The sequence below is a fragment of the Mesorhizobium sp. 01N446 genome, assembly GCF_056399285.1.
The window spans coordinates 108,520-133,279 of the sequence record NZ_JBFTRA010000002.1 but is presented as its reverse complement, the minus strand read 5'-3'; the positions used below and the strand labels follow the sequence as shown (position 1 = coordinate 133,279).

The window sequence follows — 24,760 nt, the reverse complement described above, 5'->3', positions numbered from 1 at the left end:
TGACCAGCCGACAGGATTGCGCATCAGGTAAGGTCAATCAGCCGATTGCGAACCTGACCACGACCGCGAGGACCAGGATGCCAACCAAGCCCGCGATGAAGATGATACGACGCGTGCGGGTCCGCAGGATGATCTCGCCCTGTCGCGCCTGCTGCGCCGAGAACACGGGGCCGTCTTCGCTGTAGGCAGGCTGGCTGCGCCTGTCGTCGCCGGGATCATCATGCCGATCGTCGCTCACGGGTCGTCTCCTGTCTCGCGCTACCCCTCGGGCGCGGTCGCCGGCGCCGTGTACCGCCGGCGGACGGCGTCGAGCACGCGTTTCCGGCTTTCCTCGGCCGAGAGCTTCTTGTCCTTTTCCGCCTCGGCGGTTTCGCGGGCGAGATCCTTGTCGCGGATTTGATGGCGGAACCATTGCGAATAGTCGCCGGCGCGCAGATGGAACTCCCAGGTCTTGTCGTCGATACCATCGGCGATCTGGGCAAAGATCATCAGATTGTGAGCCCGAAGATTCATCGCATTGTCGGGGCCATGGAAATAGAAGCTGCCGGCTTCATCGAGCTGACCCTCGGCATATTTGCGGCTGTGCCGCTTGAGCGATTGACGTGGCTCCGTGACCTTCACCGTCTTGAGCTTCTTGCCGGACTGCGGTCGCCAGAACAGCACGCGTGAGCCCTTCGGCCTGGGTAACTCTTTCGGCGGCTCAATGCCGGTCTCGTGACAAAAGGCCTTAACGACATCCTTCGCCTTGGGACCAAGCGCGATGACAGCCGTCACCAGACGCAAGACGTCGGTCGAGATCGCCTCGGGATGAACCGTGATCAGGATGGTGCCTGGCAACTCTAGGGACAGGATCGCGCGCGTATCGTCGCGTCGCTTGGGCAGAAGATGATGGGCTTCGTCGATGACGAGCCATTGTGGTCGCGCCGTACGCCTGCGAAAACTGCCGAGGTCGGGCAGGAGGTTGGCAAAGAAATCCGGCCGCTCGTCGACACGCAGCGCCAGTCCATTGACGACGACATTGCTGTCGGCCTTGGCAATCAGGTCCAGAACCTGCGCCTTGGTTGGTGGTGTGGATCCATCACCCAGCCGGACGGCGCCCTCAAGCCCGTCATAGTCGCCTTCGGGGTCGAAGACGCAGAACTGGAACTTGCCTTCGACAAAGCGTTCAGTCAGCGCGGTCGCCAATGTGGATTTGCCTATGCCAGAGCTGCCGGCGATTAGGACCGTGTCTGTCGGCGACAGATAGGTGTCGTCGCCTCCGGCCGATCCGAGAACGATGCCGTCATGGCGCCTCGACACGATCCCATGATCGCGCTTGATCATTCTATCGATCAGTTGCTCGACGCCCTTTCCGCGTGCGCCGCGCATGACCAAATTGGCGGTGTCCTTGACGGCGGGGATCGCGTTGTCGACGGCGACGCTGCAGCCGCAAACCTTGAGGAAAGCATGGTCGTTTTCGGCATCGCCGACACCAACGACGTTGTGCGGCGACAGCCGAAGGTCCTGTAATGCCGCGGCCAGTCCGGTGGCCTTGTTGACACCGCTCGGCAGGATCATAACGGCGCCCTTGTTGAAGATGATATCGAGCCCCAGCCCCATCGTCTTGATAATTTCGAGCACGGTCGCCTGGTGCGGTTCCCAGGTGGCGACGATCGAGCTGCCGACCGACAAGGGCTTGACACCGGCCTTCTTCAGCCTGGCGACGAATTTGGGATCGGGCGACGGTGATATCTTCCGTTCCTCCTCGCTTGCAGGCGTGTAGATCAGCGCGCCGTTTTCGGCGACGACCTTGTCGAACAGGCCAATTTCGGGAAACACACGCTTGAGGTCGGGCAGCTCGCGCCCGGTGACCAAAATAAGCTTGCGGCCGCTTTTCTTGAATCGCTCGAGCGCCGCAAGTGTTTTCTTGGTGACGATCCCATCATGCGCCAGCGTGCCGTCATAGTCTGTCGCCAATGCAATGAAATACATCGCCTTGGCCTCAGTAGCCGCCGACAACCGGCAGGATTTCGCCGGTGATGTAGCTCGAGCACTGCGACGRGGCCAGGAACACATAGGCCGGGGCGAGTTCTTCCGGCTGCGCCGGCCGTTTCATGGGCGTGTCCGCACCGAATTTCGACACGTCATCGGCTTCCTTGTCCGAGGGATTGAGGGGTGTCCACACCGGTCCCGGCGCAACCGCGTTCACACGAATGCCCTTGCCGATGAGATTACCTGAGAGGGCGCGCGTAAACGCGTGAATGCCACCCTTGGTCATCGAATAGTCGACCAGTGCCTTCGAGCCATCGATGCCGGTCACCGATCCGGTGTTGACGATTGCCGAACCCGGTTTCATGTGCGGCACGGCTTCCTGCGCCATATGGAAATAGCCGTAAAGATTGGTCTTCAACGTCGTGTCGAAATGTTCCTCGGTCAGGTCGCTGAAATCGGTGGAGTGAATCTGGAAAGCAGCATTGTTGATCAGCACGTCGATGCGGCCGAATTCCTTCACAATGTCTGCCACCGCGCCGCGGCAATCTTTGCGCTTGCTAACGTCGGCCTTGACCAGCATGCACCGCCGGCCTTCTTTTTCGACAGCGGCCTTGGTCTCTTCGGCGTCCTTGTCTTCAGCCAAATAGACGATCGCGATATCGGCCCCTTCGCGGGCGAAGAGCACCGCGACGGAGCGGCCAATGCCGGAATCGCCGCCCGTGATGAGGGCTACTTTGTCGTCGAGTTTTTTTGATCCGAGATAATACGGCGCATCATACAGTGGCGCTGGCTCGACCGCCCATTCATGCCCAGGCTTGGTTTGATGCTGCTTGGGGAAAGGTGGCTCCGGATAAGTGCGAGCACCGGCCTGCATTGCGTGAGTTTTGCCGTTGCCTTTCGATTTGTCCTTGGTGTCGATGCCCCGCTGGATATGGCGTTGCTTGGCGGCTTCCGCTGATGTCTGCGACTTCGTTTGCATGGCTGTCTCCTCGGTTTGGAGAACAGAGAACGTGCGGCGAGCAAAAAGGTTTGCACAGCATGTCGAAAGAGCCTTGGTCAGCCTTTCGGCAACGCGTAAGCGATGACATCGTCGCCGACCTTCGTCTCCATGAAATGATGACCGCCGGGAGCTATGACGACGTACTGCCGGCCGTCGACCTCATAGGTCATTGGCGTGCTTTGACCACCGGCAGGTAAGTCCGTTTGCCACGCGACTTTACCAGTCTTGATATCGATGGCCCGCAGCTTGTTGTCCGTTGTCGCGGCGATGAAGATCAGGCCGCCCGCCGTCACCAGAGGCCCGCCATTGTTGGGCGTGCCGATGTCGAGCGGCAGCATCGACGGTATGCCCCACGGCCCGTTGTTGACTGCGCTGCCAAGCGGCTCGTCCCACAGCGTCTTGCCCGTTTTCAGATCAATGGCGCGTATGTGGCCGTATGGCGGTTCGGAGCAAAGCAATCCGGTCGATAGCCGCCAGCCGGCGTTGACTGCTATGGCGTAGGGAGATCCCATCTGCGGGTTGCCCATATCCTTCGATTTCTGGGAACCGCCGCCCTGTTCGATCGACTTGAAACCAATCTGGTCGGCTTTCTCGCGCGGCAGCAACTGATTGTAGTTCGGCATGTCGTTGTAGTTGGCGATCAGGATGCCGTCGTTAGTATCGACCGCAACGCTGCCCCAGTCGGAACCGCCATTGTAGCCGGGATATTCGATGAAGGGCTTGTCGACCGTCGGTGGGGTGAACTCTCCCTGGTAGAAAGCTTGCCGAAACTGGATGCGGCAGTACAGCTGATCAAGCGGGCTCATGCCCCACATCTTCTTTTCGGTCAGCACCGGTTGGTCGAGATGCGCATAGCCGGAATAGGGCTGGGTTTTCGACAGCTTGTCGGGTTCAATGCCGCCGGATGGCACCGGCCGCTCCTCGACCGGGAAGAGCGACTTGCCCGTCTTGCGGTCGAGTACGTAGATCTGACCCTGTTTGCTCGGCACGATGATCGCGGGCACTTTGCCGGCGTCTGTCGGGACATCGACGAGCGTCGGCTGCGAACCGAGGTCGTAGTCCCAAAGATCGTGGTGAACGGTCTGGAAATGCCAGACCGGCTTTCCTGTCGTGACGTCGATGGCGACGATCGAGGAATTGTACTGGTTTTCGAAATCCTTGCGATCGACGCCATAGTAATCAACGGCGGCGTTGCCAAGCGGCAGATAGACGTAGCCGAGTTGCGGATCGGCCGCTGCGACCGTCCACATGTTCGGCGTGCCGCGCGTATAGGTGTCGCCTTCCGGCGGCGCGCCTGTGCGGTCGGGATGGCCCATATCCCAGGCCCAGACGAGTTTGCCCGAGACCACGTCATAACCACGCACGACACCCGATGGCGCATCCTCGGCCTGGCCGTCCTGAACCTGCGCACCCAGCACGGCGATGCCGCGCACGATGGTCGGCGGTGCGGTCACGGAGTACCAGCCTGGTACCGTTTTCCCCAGCCCTTGCGTGAGGTCGACTATGCCTTGCTGGCCGAAATCGGTGCAGAGTTTGCCGTTCATAGCGTCAATGGCAATGAGCCTGGCGTCGAGCGTACCCCAGACGATGCGCGTAGCGCAGGGCTGGTCCGCACTGGCGCCCGGCTTGGCGTAGTAGGCGACACCGCGACAACTGGCGCCATAAGGAATGGCGTCATCAGAGACCTTCGGATCATAGCGCCAGTCCTCCTTGCCGGTGGCAGCGTCGGCGGAGATGACGATGCCTTTGGCCGAGCAGGCATAAAGGTGACCGCCCACTTCGAGCGGCGTGTTTTCGGGCGAATACTTATCCTTGGCCGCCTTGTCAGGCATGTCGCCGGTGTGGAAATCCCAGACCGTGGTCAACTGCGAAACGTTGTCTGCGTTGATTTGCTTTACCGGCGAGTAACGGGCTGCCAGTTCCGAGCCACCATAGACCGGCCAATCGGGCCCGGCTGGATGCACCGTTGAATCGGTCTGACCGGATGCGGCAGTGGCGCTCGCCTGGTTCGGCACCGGCGAGCCGGTTGGAGCCGGAGCTTCCTGGGACTGTGCCGCCACGGTGAAATGGTGAAGCCCGAGTGCGCAGGCGAGGACCAGAACAACGGCCGATGCGGCCGCGTAACCGCCGTCTCCAAGCCGCCTCGCGCGTCCGTGGCCAAAGGCGGGCAGGGTCAACAGCACGAAAACCAGGACGACCGTCGGCGCCAGCACCCTGGGCACCAGTCCCCAGCCGTCCATGCCGACTTCCCAATAGGCCCAGGCCAGCGTGGCAATCCAGGTCAGAACGTAAAGCCAGATTCCGGCGACATTGCCGCTCATAAGAAGAGCGCCTGCTACCAGCAGCGCAATTCCGGTTGGCAGATAGTACCACGAGCCGGCCAGCGCGATCAGCCAGGCGCCGCCGGCACCGATCAGCAAGCCAAGGATCACCAGCAACATGGCCACGAACATGGTCCACCAGAAGGCGAGGCCGGAACGGCGGGCCTGAGTGGAGGTTGGGTCGGCGGCGACTTGGGGCATGGCAAGATTTCCGTATGCGGATCAATTGTGATCATCCCGAACGCCGGCCGTTACACATGGTTGCGAACGGTTCTGATTTTCGGAGACGCTCGCGGCTCACCATTTTGTGAGCAGTCCGTCCTGACGGAACCTTTGCCACATCGGCGTCGTTAGGCGCTCGATCCACAAGCTTGCTCATGCAAATCGGCGAGGGGGATGCCGCAGGTCTTTTCCAGCAACGCCAATGGGATTGCCCGCTTCGTGCTGTGGGGAGCTTGTATTTTCGCCATGGTGGTGGCTATCGGAGGAACAGCGCTTTTGCGCTCCGGCTTCGTCACCGGGGTCGGGCAACCGATAGCCCAGGCAGTCCCCTTCAGCCACAAGCACCACGTCGGCGAAATCGGGCTCGACTGCCGCTATTGCCATGGCGGTGTGGAGACATCAGCTTCGGCGGGACTGCCTGCGACCGAGGTGTGCATGACCTGCCATTCGCAGCTCTTCACCAATGCAGACATGCTGGCGCCGGTGCGTGCAAGTCTGGCTTCAGGACAGCCATTGGAGTGGCAGCGCGTCAATTCGGTGCCGGACTACGTCTACTTCAACCATTCGATCCACATCGCCAAGGGTGTCGCCTGCGAGACCTGCCACGGCGAGGTCGACGATATGCCACTGATGCAAAAGGCGCATTCGCTGTCGATGGAATGGTGCCTCGGCTGCCACCGCGATCCCGGCCCGAATCTTCGCCCGCCGCATGATGTTTTCCTCATGCATTGGAAACCGCCGCAAGACGTCCAAGACGTCAGGCGCTCGCTGATCAGCATTCTCGACATTCACACCCAGACCATGACGGATTGCTATGTCTGCCACCGCTGACATCAAGCCGGTCGCGGCTTCCGACCTTGCCGCACTTCGGCTCGCCGCTGCGAGGCGTGAACCATGGCGAAGCCTGGATGAACTGGCTGATAGCGCGGAATTTCAACGCTTTGTCGAAGCTGAGTTTCCCGCAATTGCGGAGCGCATGCCGCTCACTGTCGACCGCCGCATGATGTTGAAGCTGATGGGAGCGTCGTTGTCGCTTGCCGGCCTGACTGCTTGCAGCGAGGCTGAAAGTATCGTGCCCTATGTACGCCAGCCGGAAAATGTCATTCCCGGCAAGCCGCTCTACTACGCGACAGCTCTCTCCAGTGATGGCTACGGCATCGGCGCTGTTGTCGAGTGCCATGAAGGCCGGCCGACCAAGGTCGAGGGCAATCCGGATCACCCGGCATCACACGGTGCAACCGATGCCGTCATGCAGGCTGCGGTGTTGTCGCTGTTCGATCCAGAACGGTCGCGTACGCCGCTCAAGCAAGGCGAGCCGGCCAGCTACGATGACTTTCTGAAAGATACCGCCGGGCTTGCCGGTGGATGGACGGCCTCAGGCGGACAAGGCTTGGCTCTGCTGATCGAAGCGACGACATCACCGACAGCAAAAGCTCAGATTGAAGCGCTTAAGAACCGATATCCCAATCTCCGCGTCTTCCAACACAATGCGCTCGCGGCCAATTCCGGCGAGCAGGCAGCGGCGAAACTGTTCGGCAAGCCGTTGACGCCAATCTACTATTTCGATCGCGCCGATGTGATCGTCAGTCTGGATGCAGACTTTCTGGGGGAAGGGCCAGGTCGTCTGGCCTATGCCCGAGACTTCGCCAACCGGCGACGCATGCGTAAATCGACCGACACGATGAGCCGTCTCTACGTCATCGAGTCGACGCCGACGATCACGGGTGCGGCGGCCGATCATCGTCGTGCCGTCAGGCCAGGTGCGTTAGAGGGTATTGCGGCTGCGCTCAAAGCGGGTCTCGAAGGCGACAAAGTGACAGCCGGTCCGTCGCCGCTCGAGCCAACGTGGACAATTGCGCTGGTCGATGATCTCCGCAGCGCCGGCCGCAACGCCCTGGTGGTGCCGGGGGCGCATCAAACGCCGTTCGTCAATGCTGCGGCCTTTGCCCTCAATGCCAGGCTTGGTGCCATCGGCAACACGCTGGAATTCATCGAGCCTCCTGATGTCATGCCAAGCGATGGTGACCTTGCGGCGCTCTGCCAAGCCATCGCAGGCGGTTCCGTAGACATGGTCGTCGTGTTCGGCTCCAATCCGCTGCAGACCGCGCCATCGGACATCGATGTCCGCAAGGCCTTCTCCAGGTTAAAGCTTCTTGTCCACTGGGGGCTCTACCGCGACGAGACGGCATTTCTGGCGCACTGGCACCTTCCCGCCACGCACGAACTGGAAAGTTGGGGCGATATCCGCGCCTATGACGGCAGGGCTTCGATCGTGCAGCCGCTCGTCCAGCCCTTGTTTGGCGGCAAGAGCCTGCATCAGCTGCTAGCCGCGCTCGGCGGTGACTACGACGCTGACGGGCAGGCACTGGTGCGCGCGACGTGGAAGACCTTGGACGAGCCGGCCTGGCACAAGACGCTGCGTGACGGTGTGGTCCCGGACAGTGCCGCCGCTCTCGTCACCGTCACCATGCCGTCAGATATTGGCGGATCTGTTCCTCAAGCCTCCATTGCCGATCGATTGGAGGTCCGCTTCGTCGCCGATCCCTGGCTGCGTGACGGCCGCCACGCCAATTCTTCCTGGTTGCAGGAACTGCCTCGGCCGCTGAGCAAACTTGTCTGGGGCAATGCGGCGCTGATCTCGCCGGCCACCGCTGAGCGTCTGGGGCTCGAGAACGGGCAGGTGATCAACCTGGCGCGCAACGGCAAGGATATCGATGCGCCGGTCTGGATCACGCCGGGTCAGCCGGAAGAGACCGTTACACTATCACTGGGCTTTGGTCGCAAGGTCGGATCGGTCGCTGCGCTGGCTGGTGGTTACGATGCCTTTGCCCTGCGGACCGCCGGCGCTCCCTGGTTTGCCGATGACCACGTTTTAACCCCGCGCGAAGGGTCAGCGCGTGTGATCACGACCCAGCACCATCAGGCGATGGAGGGCAGGGCGATCGTGCGTCATGCGACGCTCGGCACCTTTAGGGACAATCCATATTTCGTGCGCGAGAATGTGCCGGCGTCGCCCACCGAGTCCCTGTATCCCGACTGGACGTACGATCAGGAAGCCTGGGGGATGACGATCGACCAGTCGGCCTGCATCGGCTGCATGGCGTGCGTTTCGGCGTGCCAGGCCGAAAACAACATCCCGACCGTCGGTCCCGATGAGGCGATACGCGGCCATGAAATGCACTGGCTGCGCATCGACCGCTATTACGAGGGCACCGTCGACGATCCCGACATGTTTTTCCAGCCGGTGCCATGCATGCACTGCGAGAGGGCGCCGTGCGAGGTCGTCTGTCCGGTCAACGCGACCATCCATACGCATGACGGGCTGAACGCGCAGGTCTACAACCGCTGCATCGGCACGCGCTACTGCTCGCAGAACTGTCCCTACAAGGTGCGGCGCTTCAATTTCTTCGGCTACCAGGACTTCGACAAGGACTCTGCCGGGCCGCAGCAGGCCGTGCACAATCCCGATGTCACCGTGCGCTCACGCGGCGTCATGGAAAAATGCACCTATTGCGTCCAGCGAATTTCCGAGAAACGCATCCGCGCCCAGATCGAGAACCGGGAGATCGCTGACGACGAAGTGGTCACCGCTTGCCAGCAAGCCTGTCCGACCCAGGCGATCAGCTTTGGTGACCTTAGCAAGAAGGGTTCGAAAGTCGCGCGCGAAAAGAGCATGCCCCACAATTATGCGCTGCTGGAGGAGCTCAACACGCGGCCGCGCACCACCTATCTCGGCAAAATCACCAACCCGAACACTCAAATTTCCGGCAAGCCTGGCGCGGAGACCGGCAATGGCTGACGCGTCCGTTGCCAGAGGCCGAAAGGCGCCATCGCGGCAGCCTGTGCTGCGCGGCCGCCATTATTTTCCGGAGATCAGCGGTCGCATCAGCGCCGTTGTTCTGGACGGAAAGCTGCCGCGGCTGTTCTGGGCCGCCTTTTTCGTCTGCTTCGCCTTTGTGCTGCTGTTCCTCTTTTCCATCACCTACCTGATTTCGGTCGGTGTCGGCGCCTACGGCATCAACATCCCTGTTGTCTGGGGCACGCTGATCTCGAGTTTTGTCTGGTGGATCGGTATTGGTCACGCCGGCACGCTGATCTCGGCCGTGCTGCTGCTTTTGCGCCAACCCTGGCGCGCCTCGATCAACCGCTTCGCGGAAGCAATGACGCTGTTTGCCGTCGCAATGGCCGGGCTTTACCCCATCTTGCATCTTGGCCGGCCGTGGTTCTTCTATTGGCTGCTGCCGCTGCCCAACACCCACATGCACTGGCCACAATGGCGTAGCCCGCTGGTCTGGGATTTTGCAGCTATTTCTACCTATGCCACCGTGTCCCTGCTGTTCTGGTACATGGGTCTGGTGCCCGATCTCGGCGTGCTACGCGACCGGGCCACCTCGCGCGCAGGGCAAGTCTTCTACGGCATTCTGGCGCTCGGCTGGCGTGGATCGGCCTTCCATTGGGCACGCTATCAGACTGTGTATTTCCTGATGGCGGCGCTGGCGACGCCGCTCGTCGTTTCGGTGCATTCGATCGTCGCGCTCGATTTCACCTTCGCCATCACGCCCGGCTACCACTCCACGATCTTCCCTCCCTACTTCGTCGCCGGCGCGCTACTGTCCGGCTTCGCCATGGTGCTGACGATCGCCATCCCCTTGCGCTGGGCATTCGCGGTCGAGGATCTGATCACGCTGCGGCACATGGACAACGCCGCCAAGCTGATGATCGCAGCCGGCATGATCGTCATTTACGGATATGCCTCCGAAGCGTTCTTTGCCTGGTATTCCGGGCAGGTTTACGAGCGCGCCATGATGGCGCAGCGCGCGGTCGGCCCCTACGCGCCATTGTTCTGGACGATGTTGTTCTGCAACTGCGTCGTGCTCCAGCTTCTCTGGTTTCGCCGTGTGCGGCTCAACATGCCGCTGTTGTTTTCCATCGCGCTGGTCATCAACGTCGGGATGTGGCTTGAGCGCTATGTCATCGTCGTCACTGGCCCGAGCCGCGACTACCTGCCGTCCTCGTGGGGCGAACAATCGCTGACCTGGCTCGACTTCGGCATCCTGTTCGGCTCGATCGGCACCTTCTTCGCGCTCGTCTTCCTGTTCATCCGTATCCTGCCGGCAATTACCATCTTCGAAGTCGAGGAACTGGCCGAAGAGAAGGGCCGCGCGGCATGAGCCTCTATGGTGTCATAGCGGCATTCGCGGATCCGGAAGCGCTGACGCTGGCGGCACGGACGATGCGCGACAAGGGCTACGGGCGCATGGACGCGTTCTCGCCATATGAGGTACATGGCCTTGCCGACATTCTCGGCATGCGCAAGACGCGACTGCCATGGGTGGTGCTGATCGGTGCTGTTGCCGGCGGGCTGCTGGTCTATGCGTTGATCCTCTATTCGGTCGAGGTGGATTATCCTCTCAATGTCGGGGGTCGGCCACTGCACTCCTGGCCGCCTTTCACGGTGATCGCGTTCGAGGCGGCCATTCTGGGGGCCGCGCTGGCCGGCTTCGCCGGCATGCTCTGGGCCAACGGGCTGCCACAATATTATCACCCGGTCTTCAACGCCAAGACCTTCACCTATGCACGTGGCGGCAAATTCTACCTGCTCGTCGAAGCGGCCGACCCGAAATTTCGGAAGGGCGTCACGAAAGCGCAGCTGACGCGGCTTGGCGCCGAAACGGTCGAGGAGGTCCACGCATGAGGCCACCGACGCTCCTTTTGTCGCTCTTAGCGCTGATCGCCGGCTGCAAGCAGGATATGGCCGACCAGCCGCGCTACAATCCGCTCGCGAGCAGCACGCAGTTCGCCGACGGCATGTCGGCGAGGACACCGGTTGAAGGTACAGTGACGCGCGACGCTGACCTGACCCCAACGCCCAACAGCATTCCCTATCCAATCACCATGGCGCTGCTCCAGCGTGGCCAGCAGCGTTTCGACATATTCTGCTCGCCCTGTCACGGCCGCACCGGTGACGGCCATGGCATGGTGGTCAAGCGCGGCTTTCCGGCGCCGCCGAGCTATCACCAGGACGCGCTGCGCAACGCGCCGGATCGACATTTCTACGACGTCATCACCAACGGCTATGGCGCCATGTATTCCTATGCCGCGCGGGTGCCCCCGAACGACCGCTGGGCGATCGTCGCCTACATCAGGACGCTGCAATATTCACGATATGCACCTGCGAGTGCATTGCCTGACGATCTTCGTGCGAAACTGGATGCGGAGGCAACGCGATGACGCGTCCCGCATGGCCCGATGGCTATGTCGCTGTCGCCGCCTTGGTTGCCTCCGGTGGGCTTGTGCTGTGCTGCCTTGGACTGTTCGTCGATCCGCGGAGCACGCTGGCCGGGTGGCTGACGGTCGCGCTCTTCCTGCTCGGATTGCCGCTTGGGGCGATGACGATCCTTATGGTGCATGGATTGACCGGCGGTCGCTGGGGCGAAGCTCTGCGCGCGCCGTTACGGGCCCTTGTCGCGACCTTGCCGCTGGCCCTGCTGTTGCTTTTGCCTGTTGTCACACGGGTTGATCTGGTTTTCCCATGGGCGGGAACAGACCCAACCATGCTGCCGGAGACGGTGCGGCAAAAGCTTGCCTATCTCAACGTGCCGTTCTTCATCATTCGCTCCATCGTCTGCGCCTTGATCTGGCTGGTGCTTGGCTGGCTGATCCTTGGATGGACAGCGCCAGATAAAAACAGGGCAAGAGCCACAACGAGCCGTCCCTATGCAATCGGGCTCATCGTTCACGGCCTCGCCGTGACCGTGTTTGCCATCGACTGGATGCTATCGATCGAGCCGGATTTCTATTCGACGATTTACGCCATGCTGGAGGCTTCAGCAGAGGTCGTCGGCGCCTGCGCACTGGCATTGGCTGTACTGGCCGCGGGCCGTGCGATCGAGACGATGCCGGGCGGCGAGGACAATACGGCGCTGGGCGAAGACGTCGCCAACATGCTGTTCGGTTTCATGCTCATCTGGGCCTACCTGTCCTTCATGCAATGGCTCATCATCTGGGCCGGCGACCTGCCGGAAGAAATCCACTGGTACATCCTCCGCAGCCAGCATGCCTGGCAATACCTGCTGTGGCTGCTGATCGCGCTGCAATTCGTTGTCCCATTCGCAGGCTTCCTCAACCGCTCGGCCAAGCGCAGTCATCGCGGCCTGCTCGGCCTTGGGGCGCTTGTGCTGGCCGGACATTTCGCCGACGTCGTCTGGCGCATCCGCCCGGCTCTGTCGGCGCCGATATCGTGGACGAACCTGACGGCCATCACGGGTGCCGGTGGCGCGTGGTGCGCTTGGTTCTTTTGGACCTTGTCAGAGCCGAACCGGATTTCATTCTGGCGCGGGAGGCAGGTCCGTGGCTAAGGCCTTGCATCCCGAAACGCGCGATGTACGGCCACGGGCGCTGCTGCTCTTCGGCGCCGGCTTGCTCGTCTTCCTGGCGCTGGCCGCGATAGCGCTGAAGCTGATTTTCAATACGACGCCATACTGGCCGCTGACATATGCTGGGGCGGACAGCAGTGAAACAAATCCAATGTTGCAACGGGAGCCGGCAACCGACCTTGCTGCATTCCGCAAGCAGGAAGACGCGGAACTCGAAAAGCTCGATTGGGTCGACCGCAATGCCGGCATCGCACGCATCCCGATCCGAGACGCGATGAAACTGGTCACCGTTCAAGGACTGCCGGACTGGGCGAATCAAGTCGTTTCGACAGGTCAGGATTGTGCTTTGCTCAAGCAGCAGGTCCCCCGGACGCCCCAAGCCCACAAATGCAACACGGCTGCTGATCCGGCACTCCACATTGACGCGGCGAGACCGCAAGACCTTGTCGCGCCGGCCCCTGCGGTGCGGCCATGATACGCTCACTCCTGGTCCTGGCTGTGCTGCTCGCTTCAAACGCGGCCGGAGCGGTAGGGCGCCCATCCTTCGATCCGCATATCGGCGCGCAGCTCGGTCTCGACAAGGTCTTTCGCGATGCGTCGGGCCGAGAGGGCCAACTGTCCGAAATTCTCGGCGGCCGACCGGCGCTTGTCATCTTCGGTTACGACAAATGCCCCAATCTGTGCGGCGTCACCCAGCAGGCGGTTGCCTCGGACCTGAACAAGACGGGCCTCGATCCCCAGACCTACCGGGCGCTTTTCGTCTCGATAGATCCGTCCGAAACCACTCAGGACGCGATCACGGCGCGAGCCGAAGTCGCGCCGTCCGCTGGTGAGGAGGGGCTGGCGGCTTGGCGGTTCCTAACCAGCGCTGACGATTCCGGTGCCGCGCTTGCAGCCGAAGCCGGCATCACCTTCGATCGGCGCGATCGGATCGCCCAATATGTCCATCCGATCGCCGTCATCGCACTGACGCCGCAGGGCAGGATCGCACGGGTGCTGCCGGCGCTGAACTTCGAACCGCGCGATCTCAAGCTTGCTCTCGTCGAAGCATCGGCCGGCCGGCTGGGCTCGATCGCGGACCATATCTTCCTGCTCTGCGCCGGCTTCGATACGTCGAAAGGGCAATACACGTCCGCGATAGAGGCGGCTGTGAAGATGGCAGGGGCAGCGACACTCTTGGGTCTTGGCGTCAGCCTTTTCATACTTACGCGACGGAGGCGGGTTTGAGCTTCGGCATCCCCTTCACATCGCCCGAGGCGTCGTCGATCGCCAGCAGCGTCGACACGCTGTTCTACACCTTGCTGGCCTTCACCTTCGCACTAGGTCTCTTCCTGGCCAGCCTCGTCGTCTTCTACGCCATCAAATACCGTGCCGGTTCGAAGGCCGACCGGACCGGCGAACGGACGCGAAGCCTGCCCTTGGAAGTGGCCTGGACAGTCGTCAGCTTGCTGATCGCATTCGTCATCTTCGGTTGGGGCGCCGTGCTGTTCCTGCGTCGCGAGCATCCGCCCATCGACGCGCTCGAAATCGCTGGCCTTGGCAAGCAATGGATGTGGGAGTTTCGCCATCCCGGCGGCCAGCGTGAAATCAACGAACTGCATGTGCCGGTCGGCAAGGCCGTGATCGTGTCGCTGGCGTCGCAGGACGTCATCCACTCCTTCTTCGTGCCGGCCTTCCGGGTCAAGCAGGATGCCGTGCCGGGGCGCACGACGCATGTCTGGTTCATCGCCGACGAGCCCGGTCGTTACCATCTGTTCTGCGCGCAGTATTGCGGGACACAACATTCCGAAATGGGTGGCTGGGTGACGGTGATGACGCCGGAAGCCTATGCTGCGTGGCTCAGCGACCAGGGGCAGGGCGACACGCTTGCCGCCGACGGTGAAAAGCTGTTTCGCGCACTGGGGTGCTCGGGATGCCACGGCAATGCCAGCAAGGTTAGGGCACCAGATCTGGCCGGTATCTTCGGACAGCCGGTGGCGTTGGACAATCAGCAGACGGTCATCGCCGACGACCGCTATCTCCGCGATTCCATCCTCAATCCGAAAAAGGAAATCGCCGCCGGCTATGATCCAGTGATGCCGAGTTTCGACGGCGTGGTCGATGAGGGGGAGATGCAGATGCTGCTCGCCTATCTCAAATCCCTGTCGCCGCGCGCGGCAGCCAAGAGCGAGGCAGTTCAATGAGCACCGAGGCATTGAGGCCATCGAGCTATCTGGGGGAGGGTGCCGGTCCTGCTGCGTGGCTGCTGACCACCGACCACAAGCGCGTCGCCTGGCTCTATCTCATCTCACTCACTGCCTTCTTCTTCCTCGGCGGCGCCTTTGCCGTTCTCATACGCATAGAGCTTGCGACACCTGCCGGCGACCTCGTCTCGGATGACACCTACAACCGGCTGTTTTCCCTGCACGGCATCATCATGGTCTGGTTCTTCTTGGTGCCATCCATCCCCGCCACGCTCGGCAATTTCCTTCTGCCGCTGATGATCGGCGCCCGGGATCTCGCCTTTCCCCGCCTCAATCTGGCAAGCTGGTATGTCTTCATCCTGGGCAGCCTGTTTGCCCTGGCTTCTGTGGTCTTTGGCGGCGTCGATACCGGCTGGACCTTCTACACACCGCTCTCCACGCTCTACGCCAACGGCTTCGTTTCGATGGCGGCCCTTGGCGTCTTCATCGTCGGCTTTTCGACGATCATGACCGGCATCAATTTCATTGTCACCATTCACACGCTGCGGGCGTCAGGGCTGACTTGGTTCCGGCTGCCAATCTTCGTCTGGACGATGTATGCGACCGCGCTGGTCATGGTGCTGGCAACACCGGTGCTCGCCGCCTCGCTGATCCTGATCGTGCTGGAGCGTGTGTTCGGCATCGGCATCTTCAACCCGGCGCTGGGTGGCGACCCGCTGCTCTTCCAGCATCTGTTCTGGTTCTACTCACATCCCGCCGTCTACATCATGATCCTGCCCGGCATGGGCGTGGTCTCGGAAGTACTGCCCTGCTTCAGCCGGCGGCCGCTGTTCGGCTACAAGGCTGTCGCGCTGTCGTCGATGGCAATCGCGGTGTTCGGCTTCCTGGTGTGGGGCCATCACATGTTCGTCTCCGGCCAGTCGGCCTATGCCGGGGTGCTGTTTTCGTTCCTCTCGTTTTGCGTTGCAATTCCCTCCGCGATCAAGGTCTTCAACTGGAGCCTGACATTGCGCAAGGGCGAGATCACCTTCGAGACGCCGATGCTCTACGCGCTGTTCTTCCTGGCGCTGTTCACCTTCGGCGGACTGGCGGGCCTGTTCCTGGCGGCGCTCGCCATCGATGTGCATGTCCACGACACCTACTTCGTCGTCGCGCATTTCCACTACATCATGGTCGGTGGCATGGTGACAGCCTACATGGCCGGGCTGCACTTCTGGTGGCCCAAACTGACCGGCCGGATGTATTCCGAGACCTGCGGACGCATTGCCGCGACCGTGACCTTCCTTGGTTTCAACCTCACCTTCTTCCCACAGTTCGTGCTCGGCTTCCTCGGCATGCCAAGACGCTATCACACTTATCCGCCGGAGTTTCAGTTCTGGCACATCCTGTCCTCCGCCGGCGCCGTCGTGCTGGCGGTGGGCTACCTGATGCCGCTGTTCTATCTCGGCTGGTCGCTGTTTCGCGGCGCCCGCGCGCCCGCAAATCCGTGGGGCGCGACAGGGCTGGAATGGCGGACTGCTTCACCGCCGCCGCCGCAAAATTTCGACGTCATGCCGAAGGTCAGCCGTCCTGCTTACGATTACGACATGAAGGGGCTGCAACACGAGAAGTTCAGTCCGCACAAGGACGAAGCCTGATGGGCGCGCCGACCGAAAGCGTTGCCTTCGACACGCCGGCCCGCGAACAGGCTGCCGATACTTTTGCGATGTGGATCTTCATCGGGTCGGAAGCGATGCTTTTCGGTGCGATCCTGCTGGTATTCCTCATCGCGAGGATCAGCTACGGGCCGGCCTTTTCCGCCGCATCACACCACCTATCGCTCCCACTCGGCACGCTGAACACCTTCGTGCTGATCTCGTCCAGTTTCGCCATGGCGCTCACCCATCTCTTCGCCAGGAGGAGCCGTTGGCGCGCATCGACCTGGTCGCTCGCTGGAACGGCGTTGTTGGGCTTGGCTTTCCTCGGCATCAAGGCAGCGGAATACACGATGGAATTCCGCGAAGGCGTCGCTCCGGTGCTTGGCGCCCCGTTCACCTATGATGGACCCGATCCCACGCACGCCGAGTTCTTCTTCGGCCTCTATTTCGCGATGACGTCGCTGCACGCGCTGCATCTCATGTGCGGCATCGTCGTCATCGCGGGCATGCTGGTGCTTTGGCCGCGCGCGACGCAGTCCAGCCGGCTCCGCCGCGTGCGGGCGATCGGTCTCTACTGGCATTTCGTCGACATCGTCTGGGTCTTCCTGTTCCCAATTCTCTACCTGATCAACCGATGACCGAATTTCGCAAACTCACATTAGCCTATTGCGGACTGCTGGCCCTGTTGGCTCTGACGGTCGGCTCGTCTTTCCTCGACCTCGGCGGGCTGAACTCCGCGCTCAATCTCGCGATAGCCGCTGTCAAGGCCGTCATCATAGCCATTCTGTTCATGCAGTTGGCGGAAGAGGGCATCCTACCGCGCCTTGCCGTTGCCGCGACGGGCCTGTGGATGGCCATTCTGTTTGGCTTGGCGTTCGTTGGGCAGTGAAATGTGGTCGCAGGACAATACGAAGCAGTACGGATTTCAGATTCTGGCCCATGAAAACCAATGAAATCGCCGCCCGGAGGATGTCCTACAGGCCCACCAACACGTACACCAACTTCCCAGGAGCAATGAACCTTGAAGGCGTTCGCCTACCAGAACCGGATTTATGCATTTGACTGGCCATACGACAGCTTAGCGCCCAATATCGGACCTAGAGTTCAGCTCTGCACTGACTGTAAACCAGACATTGTCCGCACCGTTGGAAAAGGTGCAGTCACTGCTAGTGGAGCGTTATCAGCACAATAGAAATCCGCACGCGGTTCCGTACACCAAACACCCGAGAATGCCGTTTGGCTTGGTTGCCTTCGTGGACTGACATAGCCAAAGCAAGGGTCAACCGGGATTACAGCTGAGCGCTTTCGCTTAGGGCGCGAACGGCGTTGGAAACTGCGCCCGCACTTGTCCACGCCTGTTCGGTGGCAATCATCCGGTGTCAGCCCCCTCCAGCAAGAAAATTCGTCGACGCTAGGAACCGCAAGGTGCTCGCGGAGTTCAACTCGAACAACAGGAGGATGACCCCATGAACACGCTGAACACCAACGATTTTGGCGGATCCGATTTTGCTGGAGACGATCTGCAGACGAATGCCGAGCGCGCCGGCAAACGCGCCGAAGCCATCGGCAAATTGAAGACGAGTGCGGCGGAAACCGCGACGAATCTGAAAAATGCGGCCGCCTCCGTATCGACCGACGCAAAGGATTATGCCGGCTCTGTAGCGGCCGACGCTGCCGGTGCGTTCAAGGAAGCCGTCGAGTCGAACAAGACCGCTGGCGCAGACGCGATCGCCAACATCGCGCATTCCGTCAAGGAGGCCGCGGACGGTATCGAAAAGCAGTCGCCGCAGGTCGCAGGCATGGTTCGCAGCGCGGCGGAAGGCGTGGAGCGAATCTCGACCGACATCCGGGATCGCAACGTCGGCGAACTGTTCGATTCGGTCACGAAATTCGCGCAGCGCCAGCCCGCCGCCTTTTTCGGCGTCGGTATCCTCGCCGGCGTGATGCTGACCCGGATTATGCGAAGCTCCGATCGGTCCTGACAGAAGGGCTTGCCAGATGGATGATGGTGTCGATCGCCGTCCGTTCGGGACCGTAGTCAATGAAGCGTTCGGTCAGTTCGCTTCGTTGATGCGGCTCGATCTGCGCCTGCTAGAGGCGGAAATGCGGGGCAAGGCCTCGACGATCGCGTCTTCGGGAGCATGCGGAGTTGTGGCGGTGCTCTTCTTTGTGTTGGCCGCTTTCGCGCTTGTCCAGTTTCTAATCCTGGCAATGATCCATTTTGGCGTCGGCGCGATGTTTGCGTGTCTGATCGTCGGCATAGCCCTTGTCGGCGGTGGTCTGCTGTCCCTTCATCTAGCCAGGCGCGCGCTGATTGGATGGACCATTACGCCGGGCGAGACCGTCAACCAGGTGCGCAGCGATCTTGCTGCATTGAAGCAGGGGGTGCGCTTTGGCTCAACTCAACGATGAAATCCGCGACATCATGGTGCAAAGCCGGGCCGAGCGGCAGGCGCTGTTTGAGCCGATCAGCGAGCTAAGCCGTAGACTGCAACCTCGGCACCTGGTCGAGGTGACAACCAACTATGCCAAGCAAAAAGTGGCAAACGTCGTTGGTGGTGTTTCCGATGCCATCAAGGACAATGGCGGCACAGCGGCCGCAGTGGCCCTGGGTGCTGTCGCGGTCTTCGATGCCGGTAGGAGAAGTTCTCACGGCGGGGCTGATGTCGAAGAGGCCCCGAAGAACTTCGGGAGCGGCGAGCATGCGGACGCGGCGTCGATCCGTTACTCAGCGCCACCCAACAGGGCTGTCACGAACCTTGATCGGGGCAAGGCGCTAGCCGCGTCTGCCGGAGGGCTATTGATTGGCCGCGCGATCGGCCAGGCGTTCGAGCCGACGGACAAGGAACGTTCGTTGTTCGGAAAGGCTGGAGCCGAAGTTCAGACCGCAGCTGCTGAATTCGTCAGGCAGCACTCGCATGGCGCGAAAGTGGCGGCTGCGCAGGCCTTTGGCTTCGCACGGTACTCTGCCGCTTTCCTGGCTATCATGGCGGCGATGAGCGATTACATGCGCAAGCCGGACGACGGTAGCAATACCTGACTGTTGTCATCTAGCCCTGGGAAAAGCCCGTGATCGCGAGATCATGTTCAAAGTCCGGCGAATACGCATCCCAATCACGACGTTGGGCGCTTTATTGGGAGGACAGACATGCGCAAGGTCGTACTGATCATGACTGCCTCGATCGACGGTTTCGTCGTTGCGCCGGCCGGAATAGCCGTCGGCGCGGTGGCTGAACCGGCAGAGCTGAAGCGCTGGAAACTTGAGCGCATTCGGCCCGCCGGAACGCACATCATGGGCCGGGTGACCTATGAACAGATGGCCTCCTTTTGGCCGACCTCCACGGACGACTACGCCGCGCCGATGAATGAAATCCCCAAAGTTGTGTTCTCCAAGACGCTTCAGGCAGCCAACTGGCCCGAAAGCTCCATTGCGCGCGGAAGCCTCACCGACGAAATCGCTGCATTACGCAAACAAGCAGGCGGGGAGATCATTGCCTGGGGCGGAGCCAGCTTTGCCCAGTCGCTGTCGCAAACTGGACTCGTCAACGAATACGTCGTGGTGACGCGGCCGGTTGTCTATGGAGGCGGCAAGCCAATGTTCCGCGATCTGCCGGAGGCACTTCACCTCGAAGTCCTCGCCTCTACAACTTACGCGAGCGGGACCACACTTCACTTGTACCAGCCACAGTGACCACGACCGTCGCCCGGCCAAGCACCCAGACCGTCAAGGTCGCATCATAGAAGTGTGTGCTTAAGGTCGTCGCTGGCGGAACTTTTGTGGGGTTTAGCCCTTCTCCTGTGAACCGTGGAGGTAGCAATGGCAAATCTGGGTAAATTGGCGATCGCGATGCTTGGCGTCCTGGCATACCAAAATCGCGACAAGCTCGGCGACATGATCCGTAAAGCGGGCGAGCGTAACCCAAACGATACGCAGGACGGGATTCTGGATCAGATCTCCAAAGGCGTCTCGGGGACCGCGCTTGGCGACATACTTGACCGGTTTAGAGGGGCGGGGGCTGGATCAAAGGTCGATTCTTGGGTTGGCACAGGGCCGAATGAGCCGATCAAGCCAAATGAGGTGGAAGCAGCGCTGGACGAAAACACGTTGACAGCACTCTCGATGCAGACCGGCCTTTCGCGCGAGGAACTTATCAGAAGGATCACTCGAGATTTGCCTGAGGCAGTCAGCAAGATGACGCCAAATGGTGAATTGCCACCTGCGGAAGGCAACGACGAGACGACGCTGCTTGACGACGTGCCTCCGCGCACGACCCGGGCCTCAGCCGGTCAAAGCGATCGCTAGGATTATGGCACGATCCAGAGGAGCCATGTCCATTCGTGCAGGCCCGGCAGTTGGGATGAACAGGCATGGATATGGTGGCGCCGAGACCGACAAAGTCATTGCAGAGTTAGACTTGTTGGCCGCACTGCTCGATTCCGGTTGGCTCATTCCGGGCACATCAATTCGCTTTGGACTGGATGCCCTCGTGGGTTTGGTGCCCGTCCTCGGAGACGCCGCAACGGGCGTAGTCTCGGCCTACATCGTTTTGCGTGCCAGAAACTGCGGTGCTGGAAACGGCCTCGTCGCCCGCATGCTGGGAAACGTGCTGCTTGATACGGTCGTAGGAAGCGTTCCCATTCTCGGCTCAATCTTCGACGTTTATTTCAAGGCGAACAATCGCAACGTCAGACTGCTTCGCCGTCACCTCCAAAGCCGGAGAGAACGACATGGACGATAATCTAAGACAGAAGTTGATCGATCACCGCGCGCTCATGCAAGCCCGAGCTGCCGAGTTGGCGACGCCTGATGGTAACACCGATATCGCCGCGTTGATGTCAGGCATCGCGTTGACGCTTGAAGCCTTGCTGGTTGTGGCTGAAGAGAGCAAAACACCACGCTCGGGGCCAACGGTGGAAGCGGCTGATCAGGTGCAGTAAGGCGTCATTTCAGTTGGCGGCCTGCAAAAACTTGGCGACGCTCGCCAGCGGAACGTCGCAATCGCTACTGCATTGCTAGTGAACGGCAATGCAGAACGGGGCACAAGATGCGACGCGCGATGATGGATACATGGGCCCTGATGCGAGAAAGCGTCGTTGGCTTTGTAAACGACAATGCTCTTAGCCATGGCGCGGCAATGGCTTTTTACGCCACCACATCGTTGGCGCCAATTCTGCTTATCGTGGTGGCAATCGCAGGTCTTGCCTTCGGTCATGAAGCCGCGCAATTGGCTTTGTCTGCTCAGATCTCGGGCCTGATGGGTCCAGAGAGCGCAAATCTCCTTCGAACCGCGCTAGAGAGCGCATCCGGAAAATCATCCGGCACCTGGGCGGCGGTCATTGGCATCATCACCTTGCTCGTGACCGCTTCCGGGGTCTTTGGCGAAATGCAGCAGTCGTTGAACACAATCTGGAAGGTCGAAGCGCAGGGCAGTTCGTTGTCGCGCCTGGTGCGCGCACGCGCCGCAAGTCTAGGACTGGTCGGGGCACTTGGTTTCATGTTGCTCGTCTCTCTCGTGGCGAGCGCGGCGATCTTGGCACTGGGCAACATCATCAACGCTCAGCTGCCGTTGGGCACAATCGTCCTCAGCGTGATCAATGCGGTTGTTTCATTTGTTCTGATCGCAGCCATGTTCGCTGCCATCTACAAGATCCTGCCTGATCGAACCCTGGAATGGCGCGATGTCGGGATTGGCGCTGTTGTGACCGCTGCCCTGTTCACGCTCGGCAAATCGCTTATCGGTTGGTATATCGGCTCCAGCGCGATCGCTTCCTCCTATGGGGCCGCCGGCGGGCTGCTCGTCATTCTGCTCTGGGTTTACTACTCGGCGGAAATCTTTCTCCTCGGTGCGGAAATCACTCGCGCCTATTCCGTTCGACATGGCAGCAGACCCGATCTGGATGCGGTGGTTCACAGTGCTTTGCCTGCAACACAGGTCGTCGCATTGCGCGCAGTGCAAAAGTCCAACTCTGCTGGCGTTGTCGTGCTGTTTGCGGTGGCATGCGCGAGCGCAACACTGACCACCTTGATGCTGGGTCTTCGACGCTGACCAGGCGATAGGCTGGCGATCCCTAACGACCAGTTCGGCACCCGGGCGGACATATTCCGTGCAGGGAACCACCCGCTTCGCACTTTGGTTGATGAGCGCCAAAACCCTTCATCGACGAATTCGGTTGTTCTGCTGAATCCGCAGAGCGACCGTCCAGCACAAGATTGCCCAGCCAGACCCGATGCACCATCCTGCCAGGACATCCGTGGGATAGTGGACCGCGAGATAGACGCGGCTCACGCCCACGGCCACCGTCAGGAATACAGCGAGCGCCATGAAATAGGCTTTAAGGCGCAGATCCTCATTTGCGCGGGCAAGCAAGGCTCCCAAGGTGAGGAAGGTAATTGCTGAAAGCATTGCATGCCCGCTCGGGAAGCTCGCTGTGAACACCTGCGTGACGTGGGGTATGTCCGGTCTAGGCCGGTCGAAGCTCTTCTTGAGCATCGTGCCGAGTAGCTCGCCGCCGACCACCGATACTGCCATCAAGGCGGCGAGAGCGCGCCTATGGATCAGGAGGAGATCCTCCTCCTCCATGCTGGGTCCGTAAATGTCAGTCCGCCTTGTCGCTCGAAGGCAGTGCGGAAAGGTCAATCCACATCGCACCCAGGGAATGGCCATCGGGGCGGCGAGGTCCGGGTGTACATGAACCTATCTTCGATTGGATGGATGTCGGCGGTGCCACCGTTCGCAGCTGCAGCGGCAGCCGTCGGGGTGACGGCTAGGCGTGAAGCTTCAGAACGCTATGACATCCCGTGAAGCCACACGTGCCTTCTACACGGCCTTCGATGTGTGATCGAAGAGTGCTCGTCCTAACTGCGCTTTGCACATCGAAATTTCCCAATAGCGGACGTTCCGCTTTTGATGCGGTGGACGGCTCTCCTCCCTTCCTGCGGTATGATCGCGGGATTAGAGCTGGAGGAGCGCTATGATGAGCAACGTTACGACAATCGGTCTGGATATTGCGAAGTCCGTGTTTCAAGTCCACGGCGTGGATGCGGCTGGGGAGGTTGCAGTTCGCAGGAAGTTGACGCGTGGGCGTGTGCTGCCGTTCTTCGAGAGTTTGCAGCGATGCCTTGTAGGGATCGAGGCGTGCAGTTCGTCGCATTATTGGGCTCGCGAGCTAATCGCGCGTGGCCACGATGTGCGGCTGCTGCCGGCACAGTATGTGAAGCCTTATCTGAAGCGGCAGAAGAATGATGCTGCAGATGCAGAGGCGATCTGCGAGGCCGTGACAAGACCGACGATGCGCTTCGTGCCGGTGAAGTCGCCCGAGCAGCAGAGTGTGATGATGCTGCACCGGGTTCGATTGATGCTCAACCGCCAGCGGACACAGATATCGAACGCGTTGCGGGCGCACCTATCCGAGTTCGGGGTCGCGGCGCCGATCGGGCGTAATGGAATTGAGCAACTTCTCGTGGTCATCAACAACGAGAACGATGCCAGGATACCGGCCGACGCACGGCTTTGCCTGAGGATGCTGGAAGCACAGCTTCGTGTCGTGAAGGAACAGATCCTCGAAAACGATCGCCGGGTCCGTGCGAGTGCGCGAGAGACCGAACTGGGTCGCAGGTTGATGGAGATTCCGGGTGTTGGCCCGCTGCTGCCGAGTGCGTTCGTTGCGACCGTCGCCGATCCGCACGCGTTCAAGTCGGGGCGATGCCTCTCGGCTTGGATCGGACTCGTGCCGAAGCAGAACTCTAGCGGGGGCAAGGAGAAGCTCGGCAGCATCTCCAAGGCCGGCAATCGCTACCTGCGACAGTTGCTCGTCGTCGGGGCGATGGCAGTCATTCGCTACGCCGAGCGGAACGGAACCAGGCGGCCCTGGCTCGTGCAGTTGATGGCACGACGAACGACCAAGGTCGCGGCGGTTGCGCTGGCTAACAAGACAGCCCGCATGGTCTGGGCATTGATGACCGGCGGCGAGCGCTACAGGGAGCCGGTCATCGCATAGCCATTGGCCTCCACCAACGCATAGCGGTAGACTAGTTGGTTGGTTACGACGA

Annotated in this window: 25 protein-coding genes and 1 pseudogene; 21 read left to right on the top strand and 5 right to left on the bottom strand. The window is 60.9% G+C overall.

All coding sequences use genetic code 11. The features are described from left to right. Positions 1 to 37: 37 nt before the first annotated feature. The 4 genes from AC1DPX_RS08880 to AC1DPX_RS08865 form a co-directional block, all read right to left on the bottom strand. The gene (locus AC1DPX_RS08880) at positions 38 to 238 is read right to left on the bottom strand and encodes a hypothetical protein (protein WP_441935548.1); all 201 of its coding nucleotides are present in this window, start codon (positions 236 to 238) and stop codon (positions 38 to 40) included. Positions 239 to 258: 20 nt separating this feature from the next. Beyond that, complete coding sequence (locus AC1DPX_RS08875; RefSeq protein WP_441935546.1) at positions 259 to 1,971, bottom strand: HAD family hydrolase; 1,713 nt, start codon at positions 1,969 to 1,971, stop codon at positions 259 to 261. A gap of 10 nt (positions 1,972 to 1,981) precedes the next feature. Further along, complete coding sequence (locus AC1DPX_RS08870; protein WP_477235976.1) at positions 1,982 to 2,950, bottom strand: SDR family oxidoreductase; 969 nt, start codon at positions 2,948 to 2,950, stop codon at positions 1,982 to 1,984. 77 nt (positions 2,951 to 3,027) lie between these two features. After that, positions 3,028 to 5,493: a membrane-bound PQQ-dependent dehydrogenase, glucose/quinate/shikimate family gene (locus tag AC1DPX_RS08865; RefSeq protein ID WP_477235974.1), complete on the bottom strand. Its 2,466-nt coding sequence runs from the start codon at positions 5,491 to 5,493 to the stop codon at positions 3,028 to 3,030. Between the two features lie 195 nt (positions 5,494 to 5,688). Here AC1DPX_RS08865 and AC1DPX_RS08860 point away from each other — a divergent pair, with 195 nt between their 5' ends. The 20 genes from AC1DPX_RS08860 to AC1DPX_RS08765 all read left to right on the top strand — a co-directional run bounded on the left by AC1DPX_RS08860 (position 5,689) and on the right by AC1DPX_RS08765 (position 22,757). After that, complete coding sequence (locus AC1DPX_RS08860) at positions 5,689 to 6,345, top strand: cytochrome c3 family protein (RefSeq protein ID WP_477235972.1); 657 nt, start codon at positions 5,689 to 5,691, stop codon at positions 6,343 to 6,345. Further along, entirely contained in the window at positions 6,329 to 9,313 is a 2,985-nt protein-coding gene (locus tag AC1DPX_RS08855) for a TAT-variant-translocated molybdopterin oxidoreductase (protein WP_477235970.1), read from the top strand. Before AC1DPX_RS08860 ends, AC1DPX_RS08855 begins: the two co-directional genes overlap by 17 nt. Beyond that, the gene (nrfD, locus tag AC1DPX_RS08850; RefSeq protein ID WP_441935538.1) at positions 9,306 to 10,685 is read left to right on the top strand and encodes an NrfD/PsrC family molybdoenzyme membrane anchor subunit; all 1,380 of its coding nucleotides are present in this window, start codon (positions 9,306 to 9,308) and stop codon (positions 10,683 to 10,685) included. The genes AC1DPX_RS08855 and nrfD overlap by 8 nt, the downstream gene beginning before the upstream one ends. Continuing rightward, a complete protein-coding gene (locus AC1DPX_RS08845) occupies positions 10,682 to 11,209 on the top strand; it encodes a DUF3341 domain-containing protein (RefSeq protein ID WP_477235968.1) in 528 nt (175 codons plus the stop codon). The genes nrfD and AC1DPX_RS08845 overlap by 4 nt, the downstream gene beginning before the upstream one ends. Beyond that, positions 11,206 to 11,745: a c-type cytochrome gene (locus tag AC1DPX_RS08840; protein ID WP_441935534.1), complete on the top strand. Its 540-nt coding sequence runs from the start codon at positions 11,206 to 11,208 to the stop codon at positions 11,743 to 11,745. Before AC1DPX_RS08845 ends, AC1DPX_RS08840 begins: the two co-directional genes overlap by 4 nt. Continuing rightward, complete coding sequence (locus AC1DPX_RS08835; RefSeq protein ID WP_477235966.1) at positions 11,742 to 12,872, top strand: hypothetical protein; 1,131 nt, start codon at positions 11,742 to 11,744, stop codon at positions 12,870 to 12,872. Before AC1DPX_RS08840 ends, AC1DPX_RS08835 begins: the two co-directional genes overlap by 4 nt. Beyond that, positions 12,865 to 13,365: a hypothetical protein gene (locus AC1DPX_RS08830; RefSeq protein ID WP_477235964.1), complete on the top strand. Its 501-nt coding sequence runs from the start codon at positions 12,865 to 12,867 to the stop codon at positions 13,363 to 13,365. The genes AC1DPX_RS08835 and AC1DPX_RS08830 overlap by 8 nt, the downstream gene beginning before the upstream one ends. Next, positions 13,362 to 14,117, top strand: coding sequence for an SCO family protein (locus AC1DPX_RS08825; protein WP_441935528.1), 756 nt, complete (start codon positions 13,362 to 13,364; stop codon positions 14,115 to 14,117). Before AC1DPX_RS08830 ends, AC1DPX_RS08825 begins: the two co-directional genes overlap by 4 nt. Further along, positions 14,114 to 15,073 (top strand): cytochrome c oxidase subunit II, encoded by a 960-nt coding sequence (coxB, locus tag AC1DPX_RS08820; RefSeq protein WP_477235962.1) that lies wholly within the window; start codon positions 14,114 to 14,116, stop codon positions 15,071 to 15,073. Before AC1DPX_RS08825 ends, coxB begins: the two co-directional genes overlap by 4 nt. Continuing rightward, positions 15,070 to 16,710 carry a cytochrome c oxidase subunit I gene (ctaD, locus tag AC1DPX_RS08815; RefSeq protein ID WP_477235960.1) on the top strand — a complete coding sequence of 547 codons (1,641 nt, stop codon included), beginning with the start codon at positions 15,070 to 15,072 and terminating at the stop codon, positions 16,708 to 16,710. The genes coxB and ctaD overlap by 4 nt, the downstream gene beginning before the upstream one ends. Next, complete coding sequence (locus tag AC1DPX_RS08810) at positions 16,710 to 17,348, top strand: cytochrome c oxidase subunit 3 (RefSeq protein ID WP_441935522.1); 639 nt, start codon at positions 16,710 to 16,712, stop codon at positions 17,346 to 17,348. Before ctaD ends, AC1DPX_RS08810 begins: the two co-directional genes overlap by 1 nt. After that, on the top strand, positions 17,345 to 17,599 hold the full coding sequence (locus AC1DPX_RS08805) for a cytochrome C oxidase subunit IV family protein (protein WP_477235959.1): 255 nt from the start codon (positions 17,345 to 17,347) through the stop codon (positions 17,597 to 17,599). Before AC1DPX_RS08810 ends, AC1DPX_RS08805 begins: the two co-directional genes overlap by 4 nt. A 577-nt stretch (positions 17,600 to 18,176) precedes the next feature. Continuing rightward, entirely contained in the window at positions 18,177 to 18,692 is a 516-nt protein-coding gene (locus tag AC1DPX_RS08800) for a hypothetical protein (protein ID WP_477235957.1), read from the top strand. Positions 18,693 to 18,708: 16 nt separating this feature from the next. Continuing rightward, on the top strand, positions 18,709 to 19,122 hold the full coding sequence (locus AC1DPX_RS08795; RefSeq protein ID WP_477235955.1) for a phage holin family protein: 414 nt from the start codon (positions 18,709 to 18,711) through the stop codon (positions 19,120 to 19,122). Continuing rightward, positions 19,103 to 19,750 carry a hypothetical protein gene (locus AC1DPX_RS08790; protein WP_441935514.1) on the top strand — a complete coding sequence of 216 codons (648 nt, stop codon included), beginning with the start codon at positions 19,103 to 19,105 and terminating at the stop codon, positions 19,748 to 19,750. The genes AC1DPX_RS08795 and AC1DPX_RS08790 overlap by 20 nt, the downstream gene beginning before the upstream one ends. A gap of 108 nt (positions 19,751 to 19,858) precedes the next feature. Further along, complete coding sequence (locus AC1DPX_RS08785) at positions 19,859 to 20,401, top strand: dihydrofolate reductase family protein (protein ID WP_477235953.1); 543 nt, start codon at positions 19,859 to 19,861, stop codon at positions 20,399 to 20,401. A gap of 126 nt (positions 20,402 to 20,527) precedes the next feature. After that, positions 20,528 to 21,013 (top strand): YidB family protein, encoded by a 486-nt coding sequence (locus AC1DPX_RS08780; protein WP_477235951.1) that lies wholly within the window; start codon positions 20,528 to 20,530, stop codon positions 21,011 to 21,013. Between the two features lie 25 nt (positions 21,014 to 21,038). Continuing rightward, positions 21,039 to 21,449: a DUF4112 domain-containing protein gene (locus tag AC1DPX_RS08775; protein WP_441935508.1), complete on the top strand. Its 411-nt coding sequence runs from the start codon at positions 21,039 to 21,041 to the stop codon at positions 21,447 to 21,449. Beyond that, on the top strand, positions 21,439 to 21,648 hold the full coding sequence (locus AC1DPX_RS08770) for a hypothetical protein (RefSeq protein ID WP_477235949.1): 210 nt from the start codon (positions 21,439 to 21,441) through the stop codon (positions 21,646 to 21,648). The genes AC1DPX_RS08775 and AC1DPX_RS08770 overlap by 11 nt, the downstream gene beginning before the upstream one ends. A gap of 107 nt (positions 21,649 to 21,755) precedes the next feature. After that, positions 21,756 to 22,757, top strand: a complete 1,002-nt coding sequence (locus AC1DPX_RS08765; protein ID WP_477235947.1) for a YihY/virulence factor BrkB family protein — start codon at positions 21,756 to 21,758, stop codon at positions 22,755 to 22,757. 108 nt (positions 22,758 to 22,865) lie between these two features. On the opposite strand, the pseudogene AC1DPX_RS08760 reads toward AC1DPX_RS08765, so the two are convergent. Continuing rightward, positions 22,866 to 23,276, bottom strand: a pseudogene (locus tag AC1DPX_RS08760) (phosphatase PAP2 family protein); the annotation flags it as partial. A gap of 409 nt (positions 23,277 to 23,685) precedes the next feature. On the opposite strand from AC1DPX_RS08760, the gene AC1DPX_RS08755 reads away from it, so the two are divergent. Further along, positions 23,686 to 24,708 carry an IS110 family RNA-guided transposase gene (locus AC1DPX_RS08755; RefSeq protein ID WP_477235946.1) on the top strand — a complete coding sequence of 341 codons (1,023 nt, stop codon included), beginning with the start codon at positions 23,686 to 23,688 and terminating at the stop codon, positions 24,706 to 24,708. The last annotated feature ends 52 nt before the right edge of the window (positions 24,709 to 24,760 follow it).